This is a genomic window from Snuella sedimenti (assembly GCF_016428595.1).
Taxonomy (GTDB): Bacteria; Bacteroidota; Bacteroidia; order Flavobacteriales; family Flavobacteriaceae; genus Snuella; species Snuella sedimenti.
In genome coordinates this window covers 19757-38287 of sequence record NZ_JAELVQ010000004.1, presented here as the reverse complement: position 1 = coordinate 38287, position 18531 = coordinate 19757, and the positions used below count along the sequence as shown (strand labels likewise).

The window sequence follows — 18531 nt, the reverse complement described above, 5'->3', positions numbered from 1 at the left end:
AATTTTACCCCCAATTAAATAAAAAAGCGGTGTAAATCGAAATTAAGACTACACCGCTTTAAATTTATTACAAAAAGGATCTTTTACGATTTGCAAGAACCTATTTCTGTTACCCTTAAAGTATTTACCATTCCCTTTTCTTGAATAGGCATTGCCGCTAAACTAATTACCATATCACCATCGTGTAAATAACCTTCCTTACAGGCTATCGCATTTACATCCTCTATGGTTTCGTCTGTACTTACAAATTTATCATAGTAAAATGCACGAACTCCCCAAAGCAAACTTAGGCGCGTTAAAATACGTTTATTAGAAGTAAAGACTAAAATATGACAGGAAGGACGCCAAGCAGAAATTTGAAAAGCTGTATACCCACTATTCGTTAAAGTTGAAATCGCTCTGGCATTAATCTCATTAGCCATATTTGCTGCATGGTAACAAATAGATTTTGTTATGTAACGGTTTGTGCGTATATGTGGTGGCAATTGTGGCACCTGAATGAGATCGGAGTTTTCTACACTGTCAAGGATACTGGCCATTTGCTTGATTACTTGTACTGGATAACTCCCAACGGAGGTTTCTCCAGAAAGCATCACGGCATCGGCTCCGTCCATAACAGAGTTCGCAACGTCATTCACTTCTGCCCTGGTAGGTGTTAAACTAGAAATCATTGTTTCCATCATCTGCGTCGCAATAATCACCGGAATTCGAGCCTTTTTTGCTCTTAATACCAATTGCTTTTGAATAAGTGGTACTTCTTGAGCAGGAACTTCAACTCCTAAATCTCCACGTGCTACCATTAATCCGTCACAATATGCTACAATCTTATCGATATTAACAACAGCTTCGGGTTTTTCTATTTTAGCAATAATCGGAATTTTATGGTCGCAATGTTCACTAATTAAATCCCTAAGCTCTATTAAATCATCGGCATGACGTACAAAAGATAAGGCAATCCAGTCTACATCTTGACTAATAGCAAAAATAGCATCCTCAATATCTTTTTCAGTAAGCGCGGGTTGTGAAATATTGGTATTGGGCAAATTCACCCCTTTTTTTGACTTTAACGGGCCACCTTGAATAACGCGCGCCTTAACTTCACTCTTTTTATCGGTAGAAACAACTTCGAAAATAAGTTTTCCATCATCCAAAAGTATACGTTCTCCTGGTTTCGCATCTTGGGGAAACCTATCGTAAGTCATATATACGCGCTCCTTAGTGCCCTCAAAACGCTCTCCTGTAGCAAATATTATCTCATCATTCTCGTTAACAACAACTTCGTCCTTCATTACGCCTACACGTAATTTAGGGCCTTGCAAATCAGCTAGAATAGCTGCTGTATAACCATATTCATTATTTAATTCCCGTATTATTTTTATACGTTCTGCAACATCGGCATAATCGGCATGAGAAAAATTTATCCTAAAAACATTAACGCCCGCATCGAGCATTCCCTTTAAAATTTCTTTTGAGCTTGAGGCCGGACCTAAGGTGGCTACTATTTTAGTTTTTTTTGTTGTTGACATTAGTTAAAAATTAAATTGTCTTTAGATTTTAATTGATTTATATCAATACTGTAAGCTGTGGCAATTTGGGGTATTTTTAATATTGCGCTTAAAATATACTTTTCTTTACTATAATTAAATTCACTTTCTATTTTTAAAAAATAGTTAACCCGTTTATATTCGGGTATCAAACTATAAGTATTTGTTATTTTTTCTTGCGTATCGAATAACGACACACTATTTTTTGTTTGATACATTTCTGTCTTACAAATATTAGAAATTAAATTCCATGTTGTAAGCTGCTTTTCATCTTCCCACTCAAAAATGGAAAATGATGATTTGCCATTATCAAAGTCAATGTCTGCTGGTTTTCTTGAGAGTTTTACACTCAAATCCTTGTTAAGAAGATAAGCCAATCGATAATCTTCAATTGTACAATGAATTGCAATTAAAGCATATTGCTCCTCCTCAAAAACATCCTCAAGAATAAGCTTATGAACAGCCATAACTTAAATTAAACGCCGTAAATATAACATTTAAATAATTGGTCTTGATATGTTTTACGCAATCTTAAGGATAAAATATAACTAAAACGTTATAGTTAATTTGTTTTGGAAAAAGAAACTTACAGCATCTTAGATATCTTTTTCTGGAAAGCAAAAAAAGCGCGTTTTGAAGCTTTTTCCTCTGCCTTTTTCTTTGAAGTTGCCCGAGCTTTGGCAATAACTTTATTGTCTATGGATAGTTTTACTGAAAAATGCCTAACGTCGTCATTTCCTGTGTCTTCGTATACATTATAACTAAATGTCTTCTTCTCCTTTTGGCACCATTCTATTAGCAAACTTTTGTAGCTAATAACTTTTCCTTCAAGTTTTTCTATATCTACATAAGGAATGATAACGCGATTGTAAATAAATTTTTCACAATACTTATAACCTCTATCCAAAAATATAGCACCTATTAAAGCCTCGAATAAATTACCATGAATATTATCCCCAAACTGTCCTGAAGGTATTCTACTTTGTACTAAATCTATTAGGTTCAATTCTTTTCCTAACTCATTTAAATGTTCTCTACTAACTACTTTCGATCGCATTTTGGTTAAGTAACCCTCATCCCCTCCTGGCACTTCAAGATACAAATGAGAGGCAATAACAGCTCCAAGCATAGCATCTCCAAGAAATTCCAACCGTTCATAATTTATAGCATTTCCATGCTTATCCTTTATGTTCATGGAACGGTGTGTAAATGCCGTTTGATAAAATTTAAGATGCTTAGGTTTAAACCGTAGAACCTTAGTTAATACCATAAAAAAATTCCCGTTGCGTTTAAAACGGGAATTTAATATGTTACGAATGTATTTCATCTGATATTTAATATCTTATTTTAATGTCAGATGCATTAAACCATGTTTCATTTTACTAGATGATTTAAATTACCACTATGGTTTACCTCATTCGAAATTTAATCTAGTTTTTTGAACAATACACAGGCGTTATGTCCACCAAATCCGAATGTATTACTCATTGCTACTTTAATATCTCGCTTTTGAGCTTTATTTAATGTTAAATTCAATTCAGGATCTATGTTTTCATCTACTACTTCATGATTAATAGTTGGAGGAACAATACCATGTTCTATTGCCATTATAGTAGAAATAGCTTCAATAGCACCTGCTGCGCCCAACAAATGCCCAGTCATAGACTTAGTTGAATTAATATTTATATGCTTTGCGTGATCTCCAAATACTTCCGATATAGCTTTAAGCTCAGCAACATCACCTAGTGGTGTAGATGTACCATGTGTATTAATATGGTGTACATCCTCTGGGTTAAGTCCTGCATTCTCCAAGCAATTCTTCATAACTGCAATAACACCTATTCCATCTGGGTGAGGAGCCGTCATATGATGTGCATCAGAAGATAAACCACCTCCTAAAAACTCGGCATAAATTTTAGCACCTCTGGCTTTTGCATGCTCATATTCTTCAAGCACCAATGCACCTGCACCTTCCCCTAAAACAAAGCCATCTCTAGTAGCATCAAACGGACGAGATGCTGTCTCTGGACTTTCATTTCTAGTCGATAATGCGTGCATTGCGTTAAAGCCTCCCATACCAGCTATAGTAACTGCAGCTTCACTTCCTCCAGTAACAATCACGTCACAATGCCCTAATCGTATTGAATTTAAAGCATCAAACATGGCGTTAGCAGAAGATGCACATGCCGAAACAGTCGTATAATTTGGTCCCATAAAGCCATACTTTATGGAGATGTTTGCCGGCGCAATATCTGCAATCATTTTAGGAATAAAAAACGGGTTAAACCTTGGGGTTCCATCTCCATCAGCAAAATTTAAAACTTCTTGCTGAAACGTTTCTAAACCTCCAATTCCTGCCCCCCATATAACACCAACACGCAATTTATTTACCGCTTCCAGATCAATTTTGGCATCGGCTATGGCTTCATCGGCAGCAACCATAGCGTATTGTGCAAACTTATCCATTTTACGAGCCTCTTTTCTATCTAGAAAATCGGTTGCATTAAAGTTCTTTAATTCGCAAGCGAACTTTGTTTTAAACTTTTCGGTGTCATAATATGTTATAGGCGCAGCACCGCTTTTACCACTAATTAGACCTTCCCAATATTCTTCCTTGGTATTCCCAATAGGTGTTAAAGCGCCCAATCCTGTGACTACAACTCGCTTTAATTCCATAAAGTATCTTGCTTATTTTGCAGCTTCTATATATGAAATAGCTTGACCAACTGTTGCGATATTCTCTGCTTGATCATCAGGAATTTGAATATCAAATTCTTTTTCGAATTCCATGATTAACTCTACAGTATCTAATGAGTCTGCTCCTAAATCGTTTGTGAAGCTTGCTTCAGTAACAACTTCGTTCTCATCAACTCCCAATTTGTCTACGATAATCGCTTTTACTCTTGATGCAATGTCTGACATAATCTTTTAAATTTAAGTTTTAATTAAGTGGCAAAAATAAAAAACTTTATTTTAAAACACACTTTTACTTTAAAAATGTGTTTGTAATTTACTAAAATTACTTTTAAGTATTTCAAATTTACCTTCTAATTGTTAATATTTATTCTTTTTTTTGTCTCAAATAATTAATGTTACAACAATAGCTTGATGCAATAGGTATATTATACAAAACAGTATACCATTTATTCATATAGCTAACTCAAAATTATAAAAGCAACTGATGAAACGTATCGTAATTTTTGCATCTGGAAGCGGCTCTAATGCTGAAAATTTAATCAAGTTTTTTCAAAAAAGCCAAAAGGCTTCTGTTGTACAGGTTCTTACCAACAACCCACAGGCCAAAGTACTGGATCGTTGTAAAACTTTAAAAGTTAGTGCACTCTCGTTTAACAACATTGCTTTAAACCAAACGCCTGATGTCCTCAATATATTAAAAGCATCACAACCAGACCTTATTATATTAGCTGGCTTTTTGTGGAAATTCCCCGAAACCATTTTAAATGAGTTTCCAAATAAAGTCATTAATATACACCCTGCCTTACTACCTAAATATGGCGGCAAGGGCATGTATGGCATGCACGTTCATAATGCCGTTGTTAAAAATAATGAAAAAGAGACGGGCATTACGATACACTATGTAAATGAGCATTACGACGAAGGAGCTATTATCTTTCAAGCAAAGTGCTCTGTTTCCCCTACCGATTCGGCAGAAGATATTGCCGCCAAAATCCATGAATTGGAGATGGAACATTTTCCAAAAGTTGTAGAAAAGCTATTAATATAGAATTTGGTCTTATACGATTTTCGCCTTAGTGGAAATAAAAAATGAGCAAAAAAAAGAAAAAATATTATACTGTTTGGAAAGGACACCATACTGGTGTTTTTGAATCTTGGAATGATTGTAAAGCGCAAATTAAAAATTTTCAAGGCGCTCAATACAAATCGTTTTCCACGTTTGAAGCTGCAAAAGCAGCATTAAAGGGAAACTATAAAGACTATATAGGTAAAACAGCCTCTTTTAAAAGCGATCTAACTCCCGAACAACTAAAAAAAATAGGACAGCCCAACTACAACTCCATTTCGGTAGATGCTGCATCAAGTGGCAATCCTGGCATAATGGAATATCGCGGTGTAGATACCAAAACTAAAAAGCAATTGTTTATCCAAGGGCCTTTTGAAGAAGGCACTAATAACATTGGAGAATTTTTAGCCATAGTACATGGATTGGCATTTTTAAAAAACAACAATAGCGACCGTATTATCTATACAGATTCCAAAACAGCAATAAGTTGGGTGAAAAAAAAATCCTGTAACACAAAGTTAGAACGTAACGACAAAAACAAATCGTTGTTTGAATTAGTCGACAGAGCTGTCCATTGGCTAAAAAAGAACACCTACACGACAGTTATTGTAAAATGGGAAACTAAGGCATGGGGGGAAATCCCTGCTGATTTTGGAAGAAAATAAAACAACTATTCTACCAATAATTCATTATTAAATAAGAATTTACATTCCTAAAAATATTCTTGAATTAGTAGCCAAAAGGCGTATATTTGCAAAAAATTATCGCTTCTTTTTATGAGCAAATTAGTAATAGTTGGCACCGTAGCATTTGATGCTATTGAAACGCCTTTCGGGAAAACCGATAAAATTCTAGGTGGTGCCGCTACTTACATTGGCCTATCGGCTTCACAATTTAACTTAGATGCTTCTATAGTTTCTATAGTAGGAGGTGACTTTCCCCAAAAACATTTAGATTTATTATCCAATAAAAACATAGATATTTCTGGTATTGAAATAGTAAAAGAAGGCAAAACATTCTTTTGGAGCGGACGCTACCATAACGACATGAATTCCCGGGACACATTAGCGACAGAATTAAATACGCTTGGTGATTTTAATCCGGTTGTTCCTAAAAATTATAAGAATGCCGAAATAGTTATGTTAGGAAATCTGCATCCTATCGTCCAATCTAGTGTTTTAGACCAAATGGAAACTAAACCTAAATTGGTGATTTTGGACACCATGAACTTTTGGATGGACACTGCTTTAAATGATTTGCATAATATTATTAAGCGCGTGGATGTTATTACCATAAACGATGAAGAAGCTAGACAACTGACCAAAGAATATTCCTTAGTGGTTGCTGCTAAAAAAATTCAAACTATGGGCCCAAAATATGTGGTCATTAAAAAAGGAGAACATGGGGCCTTACTATTTCACAATGATAATGTCTTTTACGCTCCTGCATTACCTTTAGAAGAGGTTTTTGACCCTACTGGTGCAGGAGACACGTTTGCCGGTGGGTTCGCTGGTTATCTTGCAAAAACCGAAGATTTATCTTTTGAGAACATGAAAAATGCTGTTATTTACGGATCAACACTTGCTTCTTTTTGTGTCGAGAAATTTGGCACCGAACGCATGGAAAATTTATCAAGGAACGAAGTCCATAAAAGGCTGTTACAGTTTAAACAATTAACACAATTTGAAATAGAATTAACATAACCCAACGCGCTCTAAAACGAGTGCGTTTTTAATTTAAATAAAACCCAAAAGTGACGTTATTTATTTTTGGTATAAAACATTATCTTTCCTAGTATATTATACAGGAAACTAACACAAACACTAATTTGTAATGAGTGATGCTTTAAAACATGAATGCGGAATAGCACTTATAAGGCTTTTAAAACCTTTAGAGTTTTATAAAGAAAAATACGGTAGCGCATTTTATGGCGTAAACAAAATGTATCTTATGATGGAAAAACAGCACAATCGAGGTCAAGACGGTGCTGGATTTGCTAGTATTAAGCTCGATACGCAACCGGGTGAACGCTATATTAGTAGAGTACGTTCCATTGCGCAACAACCCATTCAGGATATTTTTGGTCAGATTAACGAGCGCATTAATAAAGAATTTACAGAACACCCCGAATACGCAAGCGATGTTGCCTTACAAAAAAGGCATATCCCATACATAGGTGAAGTATTACTAGGTCATGTACGTTATGGTACTTTTGGCAAGAATAGTGTAGAAAGTGTCCATCCGTTTTTAAGACAGAACAATTGGATGCATAGAAACCTAATTATGGCCGGTAACTTTAACATGACAAATGTTAAAGAGCTTTTTAGCAACCTTATCGAGTTAGGTCAGCACCCTAAAGAATATACCGATACAATCACCATCATGGAGAAAATTGGTCATTTCTTAGATGATGCCGTAAGCAAAATATATAAAACCCTCAAAAAAGAAGGCTATAGTAAAAGAGAGGCTTCTCCATTAATAGCAGAACGCTTGAATGTAGCCAAGATTTTAAGGCGTGCAGCCAAAAATTGGGATGGCGGCTATGCCATGGCTGGACTCATTGGACACGGCGATTCTTTTGTTTTAAGAGATCCTGCAGGTATTAGGCCAACCTACTATTACCAAGACGAAGAAGTGGTTGTAGTGGCTTCAGAACGCTCTGTAATACAAACGGTATTTAATGTAAACTTTGAAGACGTTAAAGAACTAACTCCTGGGTATGCTATTATTACCAAAAAATCTGGCAAAGTCGTTATTAAAAAAATATTGGAGCCCTTAGAAAGAAAATCGTGTTCCTTTGAACGTATTTATTTTTCCAGAGGTAGTGATGCCGAGATATACCAAGAACGTAAAAAACTAGGTAAATTGGTAATGCCAAATGTACTTGACGAAATTAACCAAGACATTTCTAACACGGTGTTTTCATACATTCCCAATACAGCAGAAACCTCATTCTATGGTATGATAGAAACAGCCGAGGAATTTTTAAATAAAAAGAAAACAGCCACCATTTTAAATGGCCAACGCTCATTATCGGCCGAAAAGGTAACTGAAATTTTATCTGAGCATACACGGATCGAAAAAATTGCTATTAAGGACGTAAAACTTAGAACCTTTATTACAGAAGATAGCAGCCGTGATGATTTAGTAGCACACGTCTACGACATAACTTACGGTGTCATTAGACCTAATGATAATTTGGTTATAATAGACGATAGTATCGTTAGAGGGACTACACTAAAAAAGAGTATCATAAAAATGCTCGACCGCTTAAATCCTAAAAAAATCGTTATTGTGTCTTCTGCGCCTCAAATTAGGTATCCAGACTGTTACGGCATTGATATGGCAAACCTTGAAAGCTTAATTGCTTTTAGAGCTGCCCTTGAGCTTTTAAAAGACATCAACCAATACCATATTGTAAAAGATGTGTACAATAAATGTATCGCACAAACAGATCTTGAAGATAAGGACGTAAGAAATTTTGTAAAAGAGATATATGACCCATTTACGGATCAAGAAATATCGGATAAAATAGCCGAGCTATTAAGCGACGAAAGTATTAAAGCCGAAGTGAAGATCATTTTCCAATCGGTCGAAAATTTACACAAAGCTTGTCCTGAGCATTTAGGAGATTGGTACTTTACAGGAAATTACCCAACCGTTGGAGGCAATAGAGTTGTTAACCGTGCTTTCATTAATTTTTATGAAGGGAACAAAGAAAGAGCGTACTAATTTTACCACACTCATTTTCTGACAGTTAAACCTAAAAAATTACGGTTTATCTGAAAAAAACGCGGTTTATCTAATAAATAATTGAGTTATTTAAAATAAACATAAATTAGCATCACCATAACATAAGTAGGTTAAGTTCATGGTAGATTTGGGGCAAAAAAAGGTGAACTTCTGTTCGCCTTTTTTTATGCCCAACACTCTCAAAAAAGTAATCCTATTCCTTCTTTTTTACAAGAAAAAAAACCTCAACTTCATTTAAACCAATATATTAGTAGTTGACCTAAAAAAATATTAGAATCCTATATAGATATATACTTTTGGATTTACCATAACATAAGTAGGTTAAGTTTATGGTAGATTTGGGGCAAAAAGGGTGAACGAAAGTTCACCTTTTTTATTATACTTCACTTTTAATCAAAAAGTAATTTACCTTTCTCCTTCAAAAAACTCTAAATCCGTTTAAGCTAATATATTAGCAGTTGACCTAAATTTTTTTTAGGATCTCTTTTAGTTCTATATCTTTGGATTCACCATAACATAAGTAGGTTAAGTTTATGGTAGATTTGGGGCAAAAAGGTGAACGAAAGTTCACCTTTTTCATTTTAACAAGCTTTTTGCCATAAAAAAACGCCTAGAATACATTTTTCTAGACGTTTATATCTTTTTATACGCTATTATTTAGCTTCAGCATAACGCCTTTCAACTTCATTCCAGTTAATTACATTAAAAAATGCGTTGATGTAGTCTGGACGTCTATTTTGATAGTTTAAATAATAAGCATGTTCCCATACATCCAACCCTAAAATTGGCGCACCAGCACATCCAACACCCGGCATTAAAGGGTTGTCTTGGTTTGGTGTAGAACATACTTCTACTTTACCTCCTTTATGAACGCATAACCAAGCCCAACCAGAACCAAATCGTGTTGCTGCCGCTTTACTAAAAGCGTCCATAAATCCTTCCTTAGAACCATAGGCTGCTTCAATAGCATCTTTTAATTCTCCAGACAAATATCCTTTCCCTTCAGGGTTCATTACATTCCAAAACAACGTGTGATTATAAAATCCACCACCATTATTTCTAACCGCAGCATTGTTCATATCAAGATTTGCAAGAATATCTTCAATAGATTTTCCTTCTAAATCGGTTCCTGCAATAGCATTATTTAAATTGTTTGTATACCCCTGGTGATGTTTCGTATGATGTATTTCCATTGTACGTGCATCAATATGAGGCTCTAAAGCATCATACGCATAACCCAATTCCGGTAATTCGAAAGCCATAATTTATAGTTTTAAATATTAGTATTTATTTTCATTCAAATTTACACATAAAAGCCTTTAATTAAAAATAATTAATTGCTATCAAACCATTGATAGTTTTTATCTTGTATGCAAATTCATGTTTATGCAAAAAAATCATTCTTTTACAATCTATAATGCCTCTGCCGGTAGCGGCAAAACCTTTACCCTAGTAAAAGAGTATCTCAAGATTTTATTTAAGTCGAATAATTACGACCAGTTTAAACGTATATTGGCAATTACCTTTACAAACAAAGCTGTTGCCGAAATGAAAGAGCGTATTATTGAAAAATTAAAAGCGTTTTCGGACGCGTCCGTTTTAGAATCATCAGATAGCATGTTCGACACAATTTGTAAGGAACTGGAAATAGCTCCTAGAACCCTACATACAAAATCAAAAACCTTACTTAACACCATTATACACAATTATGCGGCTTTCGATATTTCTACGATTGATGGCTTTACCCATAAATTAATACGCACCTTTGCTCACGATTTAAAATTACCTCTAAATTTTGAAGTAGAACTTGAACAAGAGTCATTACTAAATGAAGCTGTAGATAGTTTAATTGCTAAAGCAGGTACCGACAAAAAACTAACCAAAACGCTTGTAGATTTTGCTCTTGAAAAAGCTGATGACGATAAAAGCTGGGATCTTTCTATAGACTTTAATAAAATGGCGAAGCGCCTTGTTAACGAAAACGACATACCTTTTATAGAAACCTTAAAAGACAAAACACTTGAAGACTTTAAATCCCTTAAATCGTATTTACAAAAACAAATTCTCCAAACACAAGACAACATCGTAGAAACGGCAAAAACTGTTTTGAACACAATAGAAAATGCAGGTTTGGACTTTAATGACTTTACCAGAGGCACACTCCCTAATCATTTTAAAAAAGCCTCAGAACTAAACATAAATGGTCTTTACAGCAATAACCTAGAAACAAACATCACTGAAGGAAAGGGCATTTATAATAAGTCCTTAAGCCCCGATAAAGCTACTACAATTGACCATTTATTACCAGATATCGCTTTGTCATTTAGAGATATAAAATCACAGGTATACTATTTAAAGTTTTTAAGTTCTTTCTATAAAAACATTACGCCCCTTTCTGTTTTAAATGCGATAAACAAAGAATTGGCAGCATTAAAAAAGGATCAAAATAAAATACTTATTTCAGAATTTAACGCCATTATAAGTAAGGAAATAAAAAACCAACCTACACCCTTTATTTATGAACGTCTAGGTGAAAAATTCAACAACTATTTTATTGACGAATTTCAAGATACTTCGGTTACACAATGGGAAAACCTAATTCCGCTTATAGACAATTCACTATCAAGTGGCACCGGAAACACCATGTTAGTAGGGGATGCAAAACAATCTATTTATAGGTGGCGAGGTGGCAAAGCTGAACAGTTTATTGATTTATTTAACAAGAAAGCGATTCCATTTCAAGTTGAACAAACCATACAAGACCTTAAAACCAACTACCGTAGTTCCAAAGAAATAATACGATTCAACAATGGTTTCTTTAAATATCTGGCGCATACCGTCTTTCAAGAGAAAACCTATGAGGATCTGTATGAAAAGGCTTTTCAAAATACACATATAGAAAATGAAGGCTACGTAAATATAAACTTTCTGGATTTTGACAAAAATGAGGACAAAAACGTACTTTACCCCGAAGCTGTTTTAAAAACAATACACGCCTGTTTAAATCAGGGCTATCGTTTGGCCGACCTTTGTGTACTGGTTCGTAAAAAAACCGAAGGTGTTGCCATAGCTAATCATTTAAGCCAAAATACCATACCTATATTGTCTTCTGAAACATTATTACTGAACAACGCTCCTGAAGTTAATTTTGTAAATAACATGTTAACTTTATTGATCCAACCAAAAAACAAAGAGGTAAAAATAGCTGTGCTTAACTTCCTAACTGATCTATTAAAAACCAAAAACAAACACGATTTTTTTAGTCAGCACATTAACCTTCCGCTTTCAGAACTATTTAAGAGCTTTGAGTCGTTTCAAGTCTATATCGACCCCGACGATTTACTAGCACAACCACTTCTCGATATGGCCGAAACCATAGTTAGAGAGTTTAAATTAATTAAAACATCTAATGCCTATCTTCAGTTTTACTTAGACGTGGTACTCGAATTCTCTCAAAAAAAAGGCACTAATGTTTCTGATTTCCTGAATTATTTCGATAAGAAAAAAGAACAGCTAACCATCATATCTCCCGAAGGGCAAAATGCTGTTCAAATTATGACCATACATAAATCGAAGGGCTTAGAATTTCCTGTGGTCATTTTTCCATATGCCGATTTAGACATCTACAAAGAACAAGATCCTATGGAGTGGGTTTCGCTTGATAAAGAACAATACCTAGGTTTTTCACATACGTTACTAAATTTTAATTCAGATTTTGAACATTATGGCGACGAAGGATTTCGCATTTACCAAACACACCGTTCCGAACAAGAATTGGACAATATTAACCTACTCTATGTAACGCTAACACGTCCAGTAGAGCAGCTATATATTATTTCAAAAAAAGAAATGACACCCAAAGGAGTTGTTAACTCCAATAAATATTCTGGTCTATTAATCAATTATTTAAAACATATTGGTATATGGGACAACACACAATTGAGCTACACTTTTGGAACAGCAAACACATATACGCAAAAAAGCCTCATAAAAAAAGAAGTCACAATTCAGCAAGATTTTATTTCAACCAAAAAAGAAAAGCATAATGTAAAAATTGTGACCAACGTGGCTTATCTATGGGACACAAATCAACGTGAAGCTATTGAAAAAGGAAACCTCATACATAACATTATGTCCAAAATACTAACCCGTGAAGATGTAGATTCTGTTTTTAAAGATTTTATCAATACATCTAATATTAGTGAGGAACAAGCAGACATCTTAAAACAATTGGTCGTTAAAATTATCGAGCACCCTAAGCTTAAAGACTATTATAGCCCACAATATAAGGTATACAATGAACAAGATATTATTAGTAAGCACGGCTATATTTTAAGACCGGACAGAGTGGTGATCAATAAAAATAACGAGGCAATTATTATTGATTATAAAACAGGCTCCGAGGACATAAAACACAAGCAACAACTCCAATCATACCAAGACATTTTAGAAAGCATGAAGCTACATACAACTAAAAAAATGCTTGTTTATATTAATAACGACATACAAGTAAAAACGCTGTAACCTCCAAGTTCATTATTAATATTATCCCTAAAATATTAAAATACAGCTCATGTGTTCCTTTATCGAGGTGGGAAAAACACTAAATATTATCTAAAACCATTCTGAACTACAAACAAATAGCACGAAATTGTCAATAATTTTATACATTTAACTTTGTAAATAACATTTAACAACTTACTTTTGTTAGCAATTAACACTTAAAAATTAAACTTTTGAATATGAAAAATCTTAGCAGATTAATGTTCGCTATGTTGCTTGTACTTGGTTATAGCAACGCTAATGCGCAAGACAAAAACAACCCCTGGCAAATTACTATTGGGGCAAACGCAGTTGACTTCTACCCTACTGGTGAAGATGGACAAGGTACAATCTTTGACGAATATTTCAATGTTAGTGACCACTGGAATATATTACCGTCTTTATCTACAATCTCTGTTTCTAAATATTTAGGTGACGGGTTCTCTTTTGGAGCTGCTGGTTCATTAAATAAAATTGAGAATTGGGGAGATACTACTGTTGATGATCTATCTTACTACGGAATAGATGGAACCATCAAGTATAGCCTTGGAGAATTAATTGGATGCGAAACATTCGAGCCTTATTTAGGTGTTGGTGGTGGTTACACTTGGGTTGACGAAATTGGTGCCGGTACTTTAAACGGAACTTTAGGATTTAACTTATGGTTTAACGACAACATTGGCTTAACTTTTCAATCTGCGTACAAACATGCGTTTGAAGATTATTTAGCTACACATTTCCAACATACAGTTGGTCTCTCTATTAAATTTGGAGGTGCTGATACTGATGGCGATGGCATTTACGATAAAGACGATGCTTGTCCAGATGTTGCTGGTTTAGAAGCTTTCAACGGGTGTCCTGATACTGACGGTGACGGCATCGAAGACAGTAAGGATTCTTGTCCTAACGAAGCTGGTTTAGCTGAGTTAAACGGGTGTCCTGATACTGACGGTGACGGCATTGCTGATAAAGATGATAACTGTCCTACTGTTGCTGGGTTAAAAGCATTATCTGGTTGTCCAGATGCTGACGGTGACGGTATCACTGATGCTGATGACAAATGTCCAAACACTGCTGGTCCAGCTGCTAACAAAGGATGCCCATGGCCAGATACTGACGGTGACGGTGTATTAGATAAAGACGATAAATGTCCTGACGTAAAAGGTACTGTTGCTAATAACGGTTGTCCAGAAGTAACTGCTGAAGTTCAAAAAACATTGAATGAGTACGCTAAAACCATTTTATTTGATACTGGTAAGTCTACAATAAAAGCACAATCTGCAGAGGTGTTAAAAGACATTGTTAGTATTTTAAAGGAGTATCCAACTGCTAAATTTACAGTAGAAGGTCATACAGATAGCACTGGTAGCGATGCTACTAACCAAAAATTATCTGATGCAAGAGCTAATGCTGTTAAAGAATACTTAGTAGAAAATGGTATCGATGAATTTAGATTATCTGCTCTTGGATATGGTGAGTCTAAACCAATAGACACTAACAAAACTAGAGCTGGTAGAGCTAACAACAGACGTGTAGAAATTAACTTAGCTAAATAAGAACAAACCTCTTTTTTTAGTATTCTAAATAAGTTTAAAAAACGCTTCGGATATCCGAAGCGTTTTTTATTTTTATAACATGACAACTTTCATTTTCGATGTTCTAAAAGATTTACAGAACAATAATGCAACCCTATCCAATATTACCTTTATCTTGCCCAGTAAACGTGCTGGCCTGTTTTTAAAGTCCCAACTAGCACAGATAACTGAAGAAACCATTTTTTCCCCAGAAATCATAAGTATCGAAGCGTTTGTTGAAGACTTGTCGCAACTCAAAAAAGTTACAAATACAGAGCTTCTTTTCGAATTTTACAATACTTACGTTCAACATACAAAAAAAGAGACCAGAGATACATTCGAGCCCTTTTCAAAATGGGCACAAATCTTACTTCAAGATTTTAATGAAATAGACCGTTACCTTATTCCACAAGAACGCATTTTTAATTACCTAAGTGCCATAAAAGAAATAGAACTCTTCCATTGGTCGCAAGAAGAAAATCAAACAGACTTTATTAAAAATTATTTAAGCTTCTGGAACAAGCTAGGCTCCTATTACACAAACTTTACTGAACAACTTTTAAGTAAAGGTATAGGCTATCAAGGACTTATTTATAGACAAGCTGTTGAAAAGTTAGAAACTTACATTAAAAATAATGTAAACAAACAACATGTTTTTTTAGGCTTTAATGCGCTTAATACTGCTGAAGAAACAATTATTCAAGCTTTGCTTAAAAGGAAACTGGCGAAGATCTATTGGGATATCGATACCGTTTTCATTAAAAATCCACTGCATGATGCTGCCCTATTTACAAGGCAACATAAAACAAATTGGCCTTACTTTACTGAAAACAAGTTTAATTGGATAACCAATAACTATTCTAAATCAAAGAATATCTCAATTTATGGTGTTCCCAAAAACATAGGACAAGCAAAATGTATTGGATCCATACTCAATAAAATAAAAAAAGAACATCAAACCTTACAAAACACCGCAATTGTTTTGGGAGATGAAAACCTTTTAATCCCGGTATTAAATTCGCTCCCAGAATCGATAGGACCTCTTAATATCACTATGGGCTTTCCCTTAAAGTCTATTCCTTTGGCTTCCCTATTTGAAATTGTATTTCATATCCATAAAAATACTTCAGGCCGCTTTTACTATAAAGATGTTATTAACCTTTTATCACACCAATACATAAGACCATTATTTAAGATAGATGATAGTGATCATGCTTCAAAAATTATTGAAACTATCGATACTAATAACATTATTTACTTAACATCCGAACGCTTAAAGCAAATTGCCGGAAGCTCTAATAATTATATTGACCTTTTATTCTCCAATTGGAATAAAGACATCCCTAAAACCTTAAAAAATTGCCAGCAGCTCATCCTAGCAATTAAAAACCACTTTGATAAAAGCAAAGCCTCCAACCTTCTTTCTTTGGAATACCTATACCGTTTTAATGAATTGTTTAATGAATTAATTCGACTGAATTCCAAATACGAACATATCCATGACCTTAATGCTTTGTATAGTATATACAAAGAGCTTTTAAGTTCCGAAACCTTGGATTTTCAAGGTGAACCCTTGGAAGGACTCCAAATTATGGGAATGCTGGAATCTCGTGTTTTAGATTTTGAAACGGTTATAATAGCATCGGTTAATGAGGGTATACTCCCATCAGGAAAGACTAACAACTCTTTTATTCCTTTCGATGTGAAATTGGAAAATAAGCTTCCAACGTATAAAGAAAAAGACGCTGTCTATACCTATCATTTTTACCGATTGTTACAACGTGCCAAAAACATCTACCTTACTTATAATACTGAAGCCGATGTACTAACAGCCGGAGAAAAAAGCAGGTTCATTACACAACTGGAACTAGAAGGCATTCACAACATAACCCATGAAATCGTGACTCCTCAAGTTCCCGTAATACCTTCCTCCTTAAATACGATTAATAAAACTAAAGCATTACACAAAGAACTCATTAAAGTAGCAGAAAAAGGATTTTCTCCATCGTCTCTTACAAACTATATGAGAAACCCCATCGATTTTTATTATCAAAAAATATTAAAAATAAAGGAACATGACAATGTTGAAGAAACTGTTGCTGCTAATACCTTGGGAACAGTAGTGCATAACACTCTTGAAGATTTCTACAAACCTTTATCGGATGAATTTTTAACGATCGAACACGTTAAGAATATGAAAAAAGACATTAGTAAAACCGTTAAGCATCATTTTAAAGACATCTACAAAGAAGGTGATATCACCAAAGGCAAAAACCTAATCATCTTTGAAATAGCAAAACGTTACGTGTCAAACTTTTTGGATTTAGAAATTCAAGACTTGAAAGCAGGTAATCAAATAAAAATAATAGCCATAGAAACCGATAATAAAGTAGTGATAGACCTCCCCGAACTAGATTTTCCCGTTAGGATAACAGGAAAAGTAGATCGTGTTGATGAATATAATGGCATTACAAGAATTATAGATTATAAAACGGGGCGTGTAGATCAAAATAGTGTAGAAATTGTAAATTGGGGAGATATTACTACAGATTACAAAAAGTTTAGCAAAAGCTTTCAAGTTCTTAGCTATGCCTATATGATGCAGTTGTCGGGACAAATACAACTTCCCGTTGAGGCTGGCATTATATCCTTTAAAAATTTAAACCAAGGGGTTTTAAAATTTGCTAAAAAAGACCGGACAGGTGCCTATGCTAAAAAGGATGTGTTAATTACACGAGACACGCTTGACAATTTTGAAAAAGAGCTAAAACAGCTAATTTTGGAAATATGCAACCCCAATATTCCCTTCATCGAAAAAGAGGTATAAAATGGTATTTGACAAAAATATAATCTTAGAGACTGTTTAAATTCCACCTTTCGGTTTTGTTATGCCCCTTTTTTCACCACTTTTCGTTATGAAAATCCTCATTTAGCGCTGCTAAACTCCGGTTTTAAAGCCTTAATTGGCAAAAAAATGACCTATAACTAATTTCAAAAACGAATTTTAAACAGTCTCTTAAAAAGCCATCATGGCAAACCGATTTTAGTTGATCTTTTTTATCTAAAAAACAATAAAAGTAAACCCATTGTAAACTTTTGCCATGGTTACAAAGGATTTAAAAATTGAAGGGCTTGGGATTTAATGGCCAAAACATTTGCTAACGCAGGTTTTCTTTTTATAAAGTTTAATTTTTCCCATAATGGAGGAACCATCGAGCAACCCATAGATTCTCCAGACTTAGAAGCCTTTGCTCTCAACAACTACACCAAGGAACTTAATGATTTAGATACCGTAATCAGTTGGGTTTTTAAAAATAGTATAATAAGCAAAGAAGGAAACCTAAAAACCATCTAG

Annotated in this window: 14 protein-coding genes; 8 read left to right on the top strand and 6 right to left on the bottom strand. The window is 34.5% G+C overall.

What is annotated here, in order from left to right:
• Positions 1-83 precede the first annotated feature (83 nt).
• The 5 genes from pyk to JF259_RS04645 all read right to left on the bottom strand — a co-directional run bounded on the left by pyk (position 84) and on the right by JF259_RS04645 (position 4466).
• On the bottom strand, positions 84-1526 hold the full coding sequence (pyk, locus tag JF259_RS04665) for a pyruvate kinase (RefSeq protein ID WP_199113892.1): 1443 nt from the start codon (positions 1524-1526) through the stop codon (positions 84-86).
• Positions 1526-2011 carry an IPExxxVDY family protein gene (locus JF259_RS04660; protein ID WP_199113890.1) on the bottom strand — a complete coding sequence of 162 codons (486 nt, stop codon included), beginning with the start codon at positions 2009-2011 and terminating at the stop codon, positions 1526-1528. The genes pyk and JF259_RS04660 overlap by 1 nt, the downstream gene beginning before the upstream one ends.
• Before the next feature lie 119 nt (positions 2012-2130).
• The gene (rnc, locus tag JF259_RS04655) at positions 2131-2871 is read right to left on the bottom strand and encodes a ribonuclease III (protein ID WP_199113888.1); all 741 of its coding nucleotides are present in this window, start codon (positions 2869-2871) and stop codon (positions 2131-2133) included.
• A 98-nt stretch (positions 2872-2969) separates the two neighbouring features.
• Positions 2970-4220, bottom strand: a complete 1251-nt coding sequence (fabF, locus tag JF259_RS04650; RefSeq protein WP_199113886.1) for a beta-ketoacyl-ACP synthase II — start codon at positions 4218-4220, stop codon at positions 2970-2972.
• A gap of 12 nt (positions 4221-4232) precedes the next feature.
• Positions 4233-4466 (bottom strand): acyl carrier protein, encoded by a 234-nt coding sequence (locus JF259_RS04645; RefSeq protein WP_007647141.1) that lies wholly within the window; start codon positions 4464-4466, stop codon positions 4233-4235.
• A 259-nt stretch (positions 4467-4725) separates the two neighbouring features.
• Here JF259_RS04645 and purN point away from each other — a divergent pair, with 259 nt between their 5' ends.
• The 4 genes from purN to JF259_RS04625 all read left to right on the top strand — a co-directional run bounded on the left by purN (position 4726) and on the right by JF259_RS04625 (position 9039).
• Positions 4726-5289: a phosphoribosylglycinamide formyltransferase gene (gene purN / locus JF259_RS04640; protein WP_199113884.1), complete on the top strand. Its 564-nt coding sequence runs from the start codon at positions 4726-4728 to the stop codon at positions 5287-5289.
• 41 nt (positions 5290-5330) lie between these two features.
• Positions 5331-5972: a ribonuclease H1 domain-containing protein gene (locus JF259_RS04635; protein WP_199113882.1), complete on the top strand. Its 642-nt coding sequence runs from the start codon at positions 5331-5333 to the stop codon at positions 5970-5972.
• 111 nt (positions 5973-6083) lie between these two features.
• A complete protein-coding gene (locus JF259_RS04630) occupies positions 6084-7010 on the top strand; it encodes a PfkB family carbohydrate kinase (protein ID WP_199113880.1) in 927 nt (308 codons plus the stop codon).
• Between the two features lie 130 nt (positions 7011-7140).
• Positions 7141-9039 (top strand): amidophosphoribosyltransferase, encoded by a 1899-nt coding sequence (locus JF259_RS04625; RefSeq protein ID WP_199113878.1) that lies wholly within the window; start codon positions 7141-7143, stop codon positions 9037-9039.
• A gap of 674 nt (positions 9040-9713) precedes the next feature.
• On the opposite strand, the gene JF259_RS04620 is transcribed toward JF259_RS04625, so the two are convergent.
• Positions 9714-10322 carry a superoxide dismutase gene (locus JF259_RS04620; protein ID WP_199113876.1) on the bottom strand — a complete coding sequence of 203 codons (609 nt, stop codon included), beginning with the start codon at positions 10320-10322 and terminating at the stop codon, positions 9714-9716.
• 124 nt (positions 10323-10446) lie between these two features.
• Here JF259_RS04620 and JF259_RS04615 point away from each other — a divergent pair, with 124 nt between their 5' ends.
• The 4 genes from JF259_RS04615 (at position 10447) to JF259_RS17750 (ending at position 18531) form a co-directional block, all read left to right on the top strand.
• Complete coding sequence (locus JF259_RS04615) at positions 10447-13584, top strand: UvrD-helicase domain-containing protein (RefSeq protein WP_199113874.1); 3138 nt, start codon at positions 10447-10449, stop codon at positions 13582-13584.
• A gap of 218 nt (positions 13585-13802) precedes the next feature.
• Positions 13803-15158, top strand: a complete 1356-nt coding sequence (locus JF259_RS04610) for an OmpA family protein (protein ID WP_199113872.1) — start codon at positions 13803-13805, stop codon at positions 15156-15158.
• Positions 15159-15237: 79 nt separating this feature from the next.
• The gene (locus JF259_RS04605) at positions 15238-18003 is read left to right on the top strand and encodes a PD-(D/E)XK nuclease family protein (protein WP_199113870.1); all 2766 of its coding nucleotides are present in this window, start codon (positions 15238-15240) and stop codon (positions 18001-18003) included.
• A 315-nt stretch (positions 18004-18318) separates the two neighbouring features.
• The gene (locus JF259_RS17750) at positions 18319-18531 is read left to right on the top strand and encodes a hypothetical protein (protein WP_317192062.1); all 213 of its coding nucleotides are present in this window, start codon (positions 18319-18321) and stop codon (positions 18529-18531) included.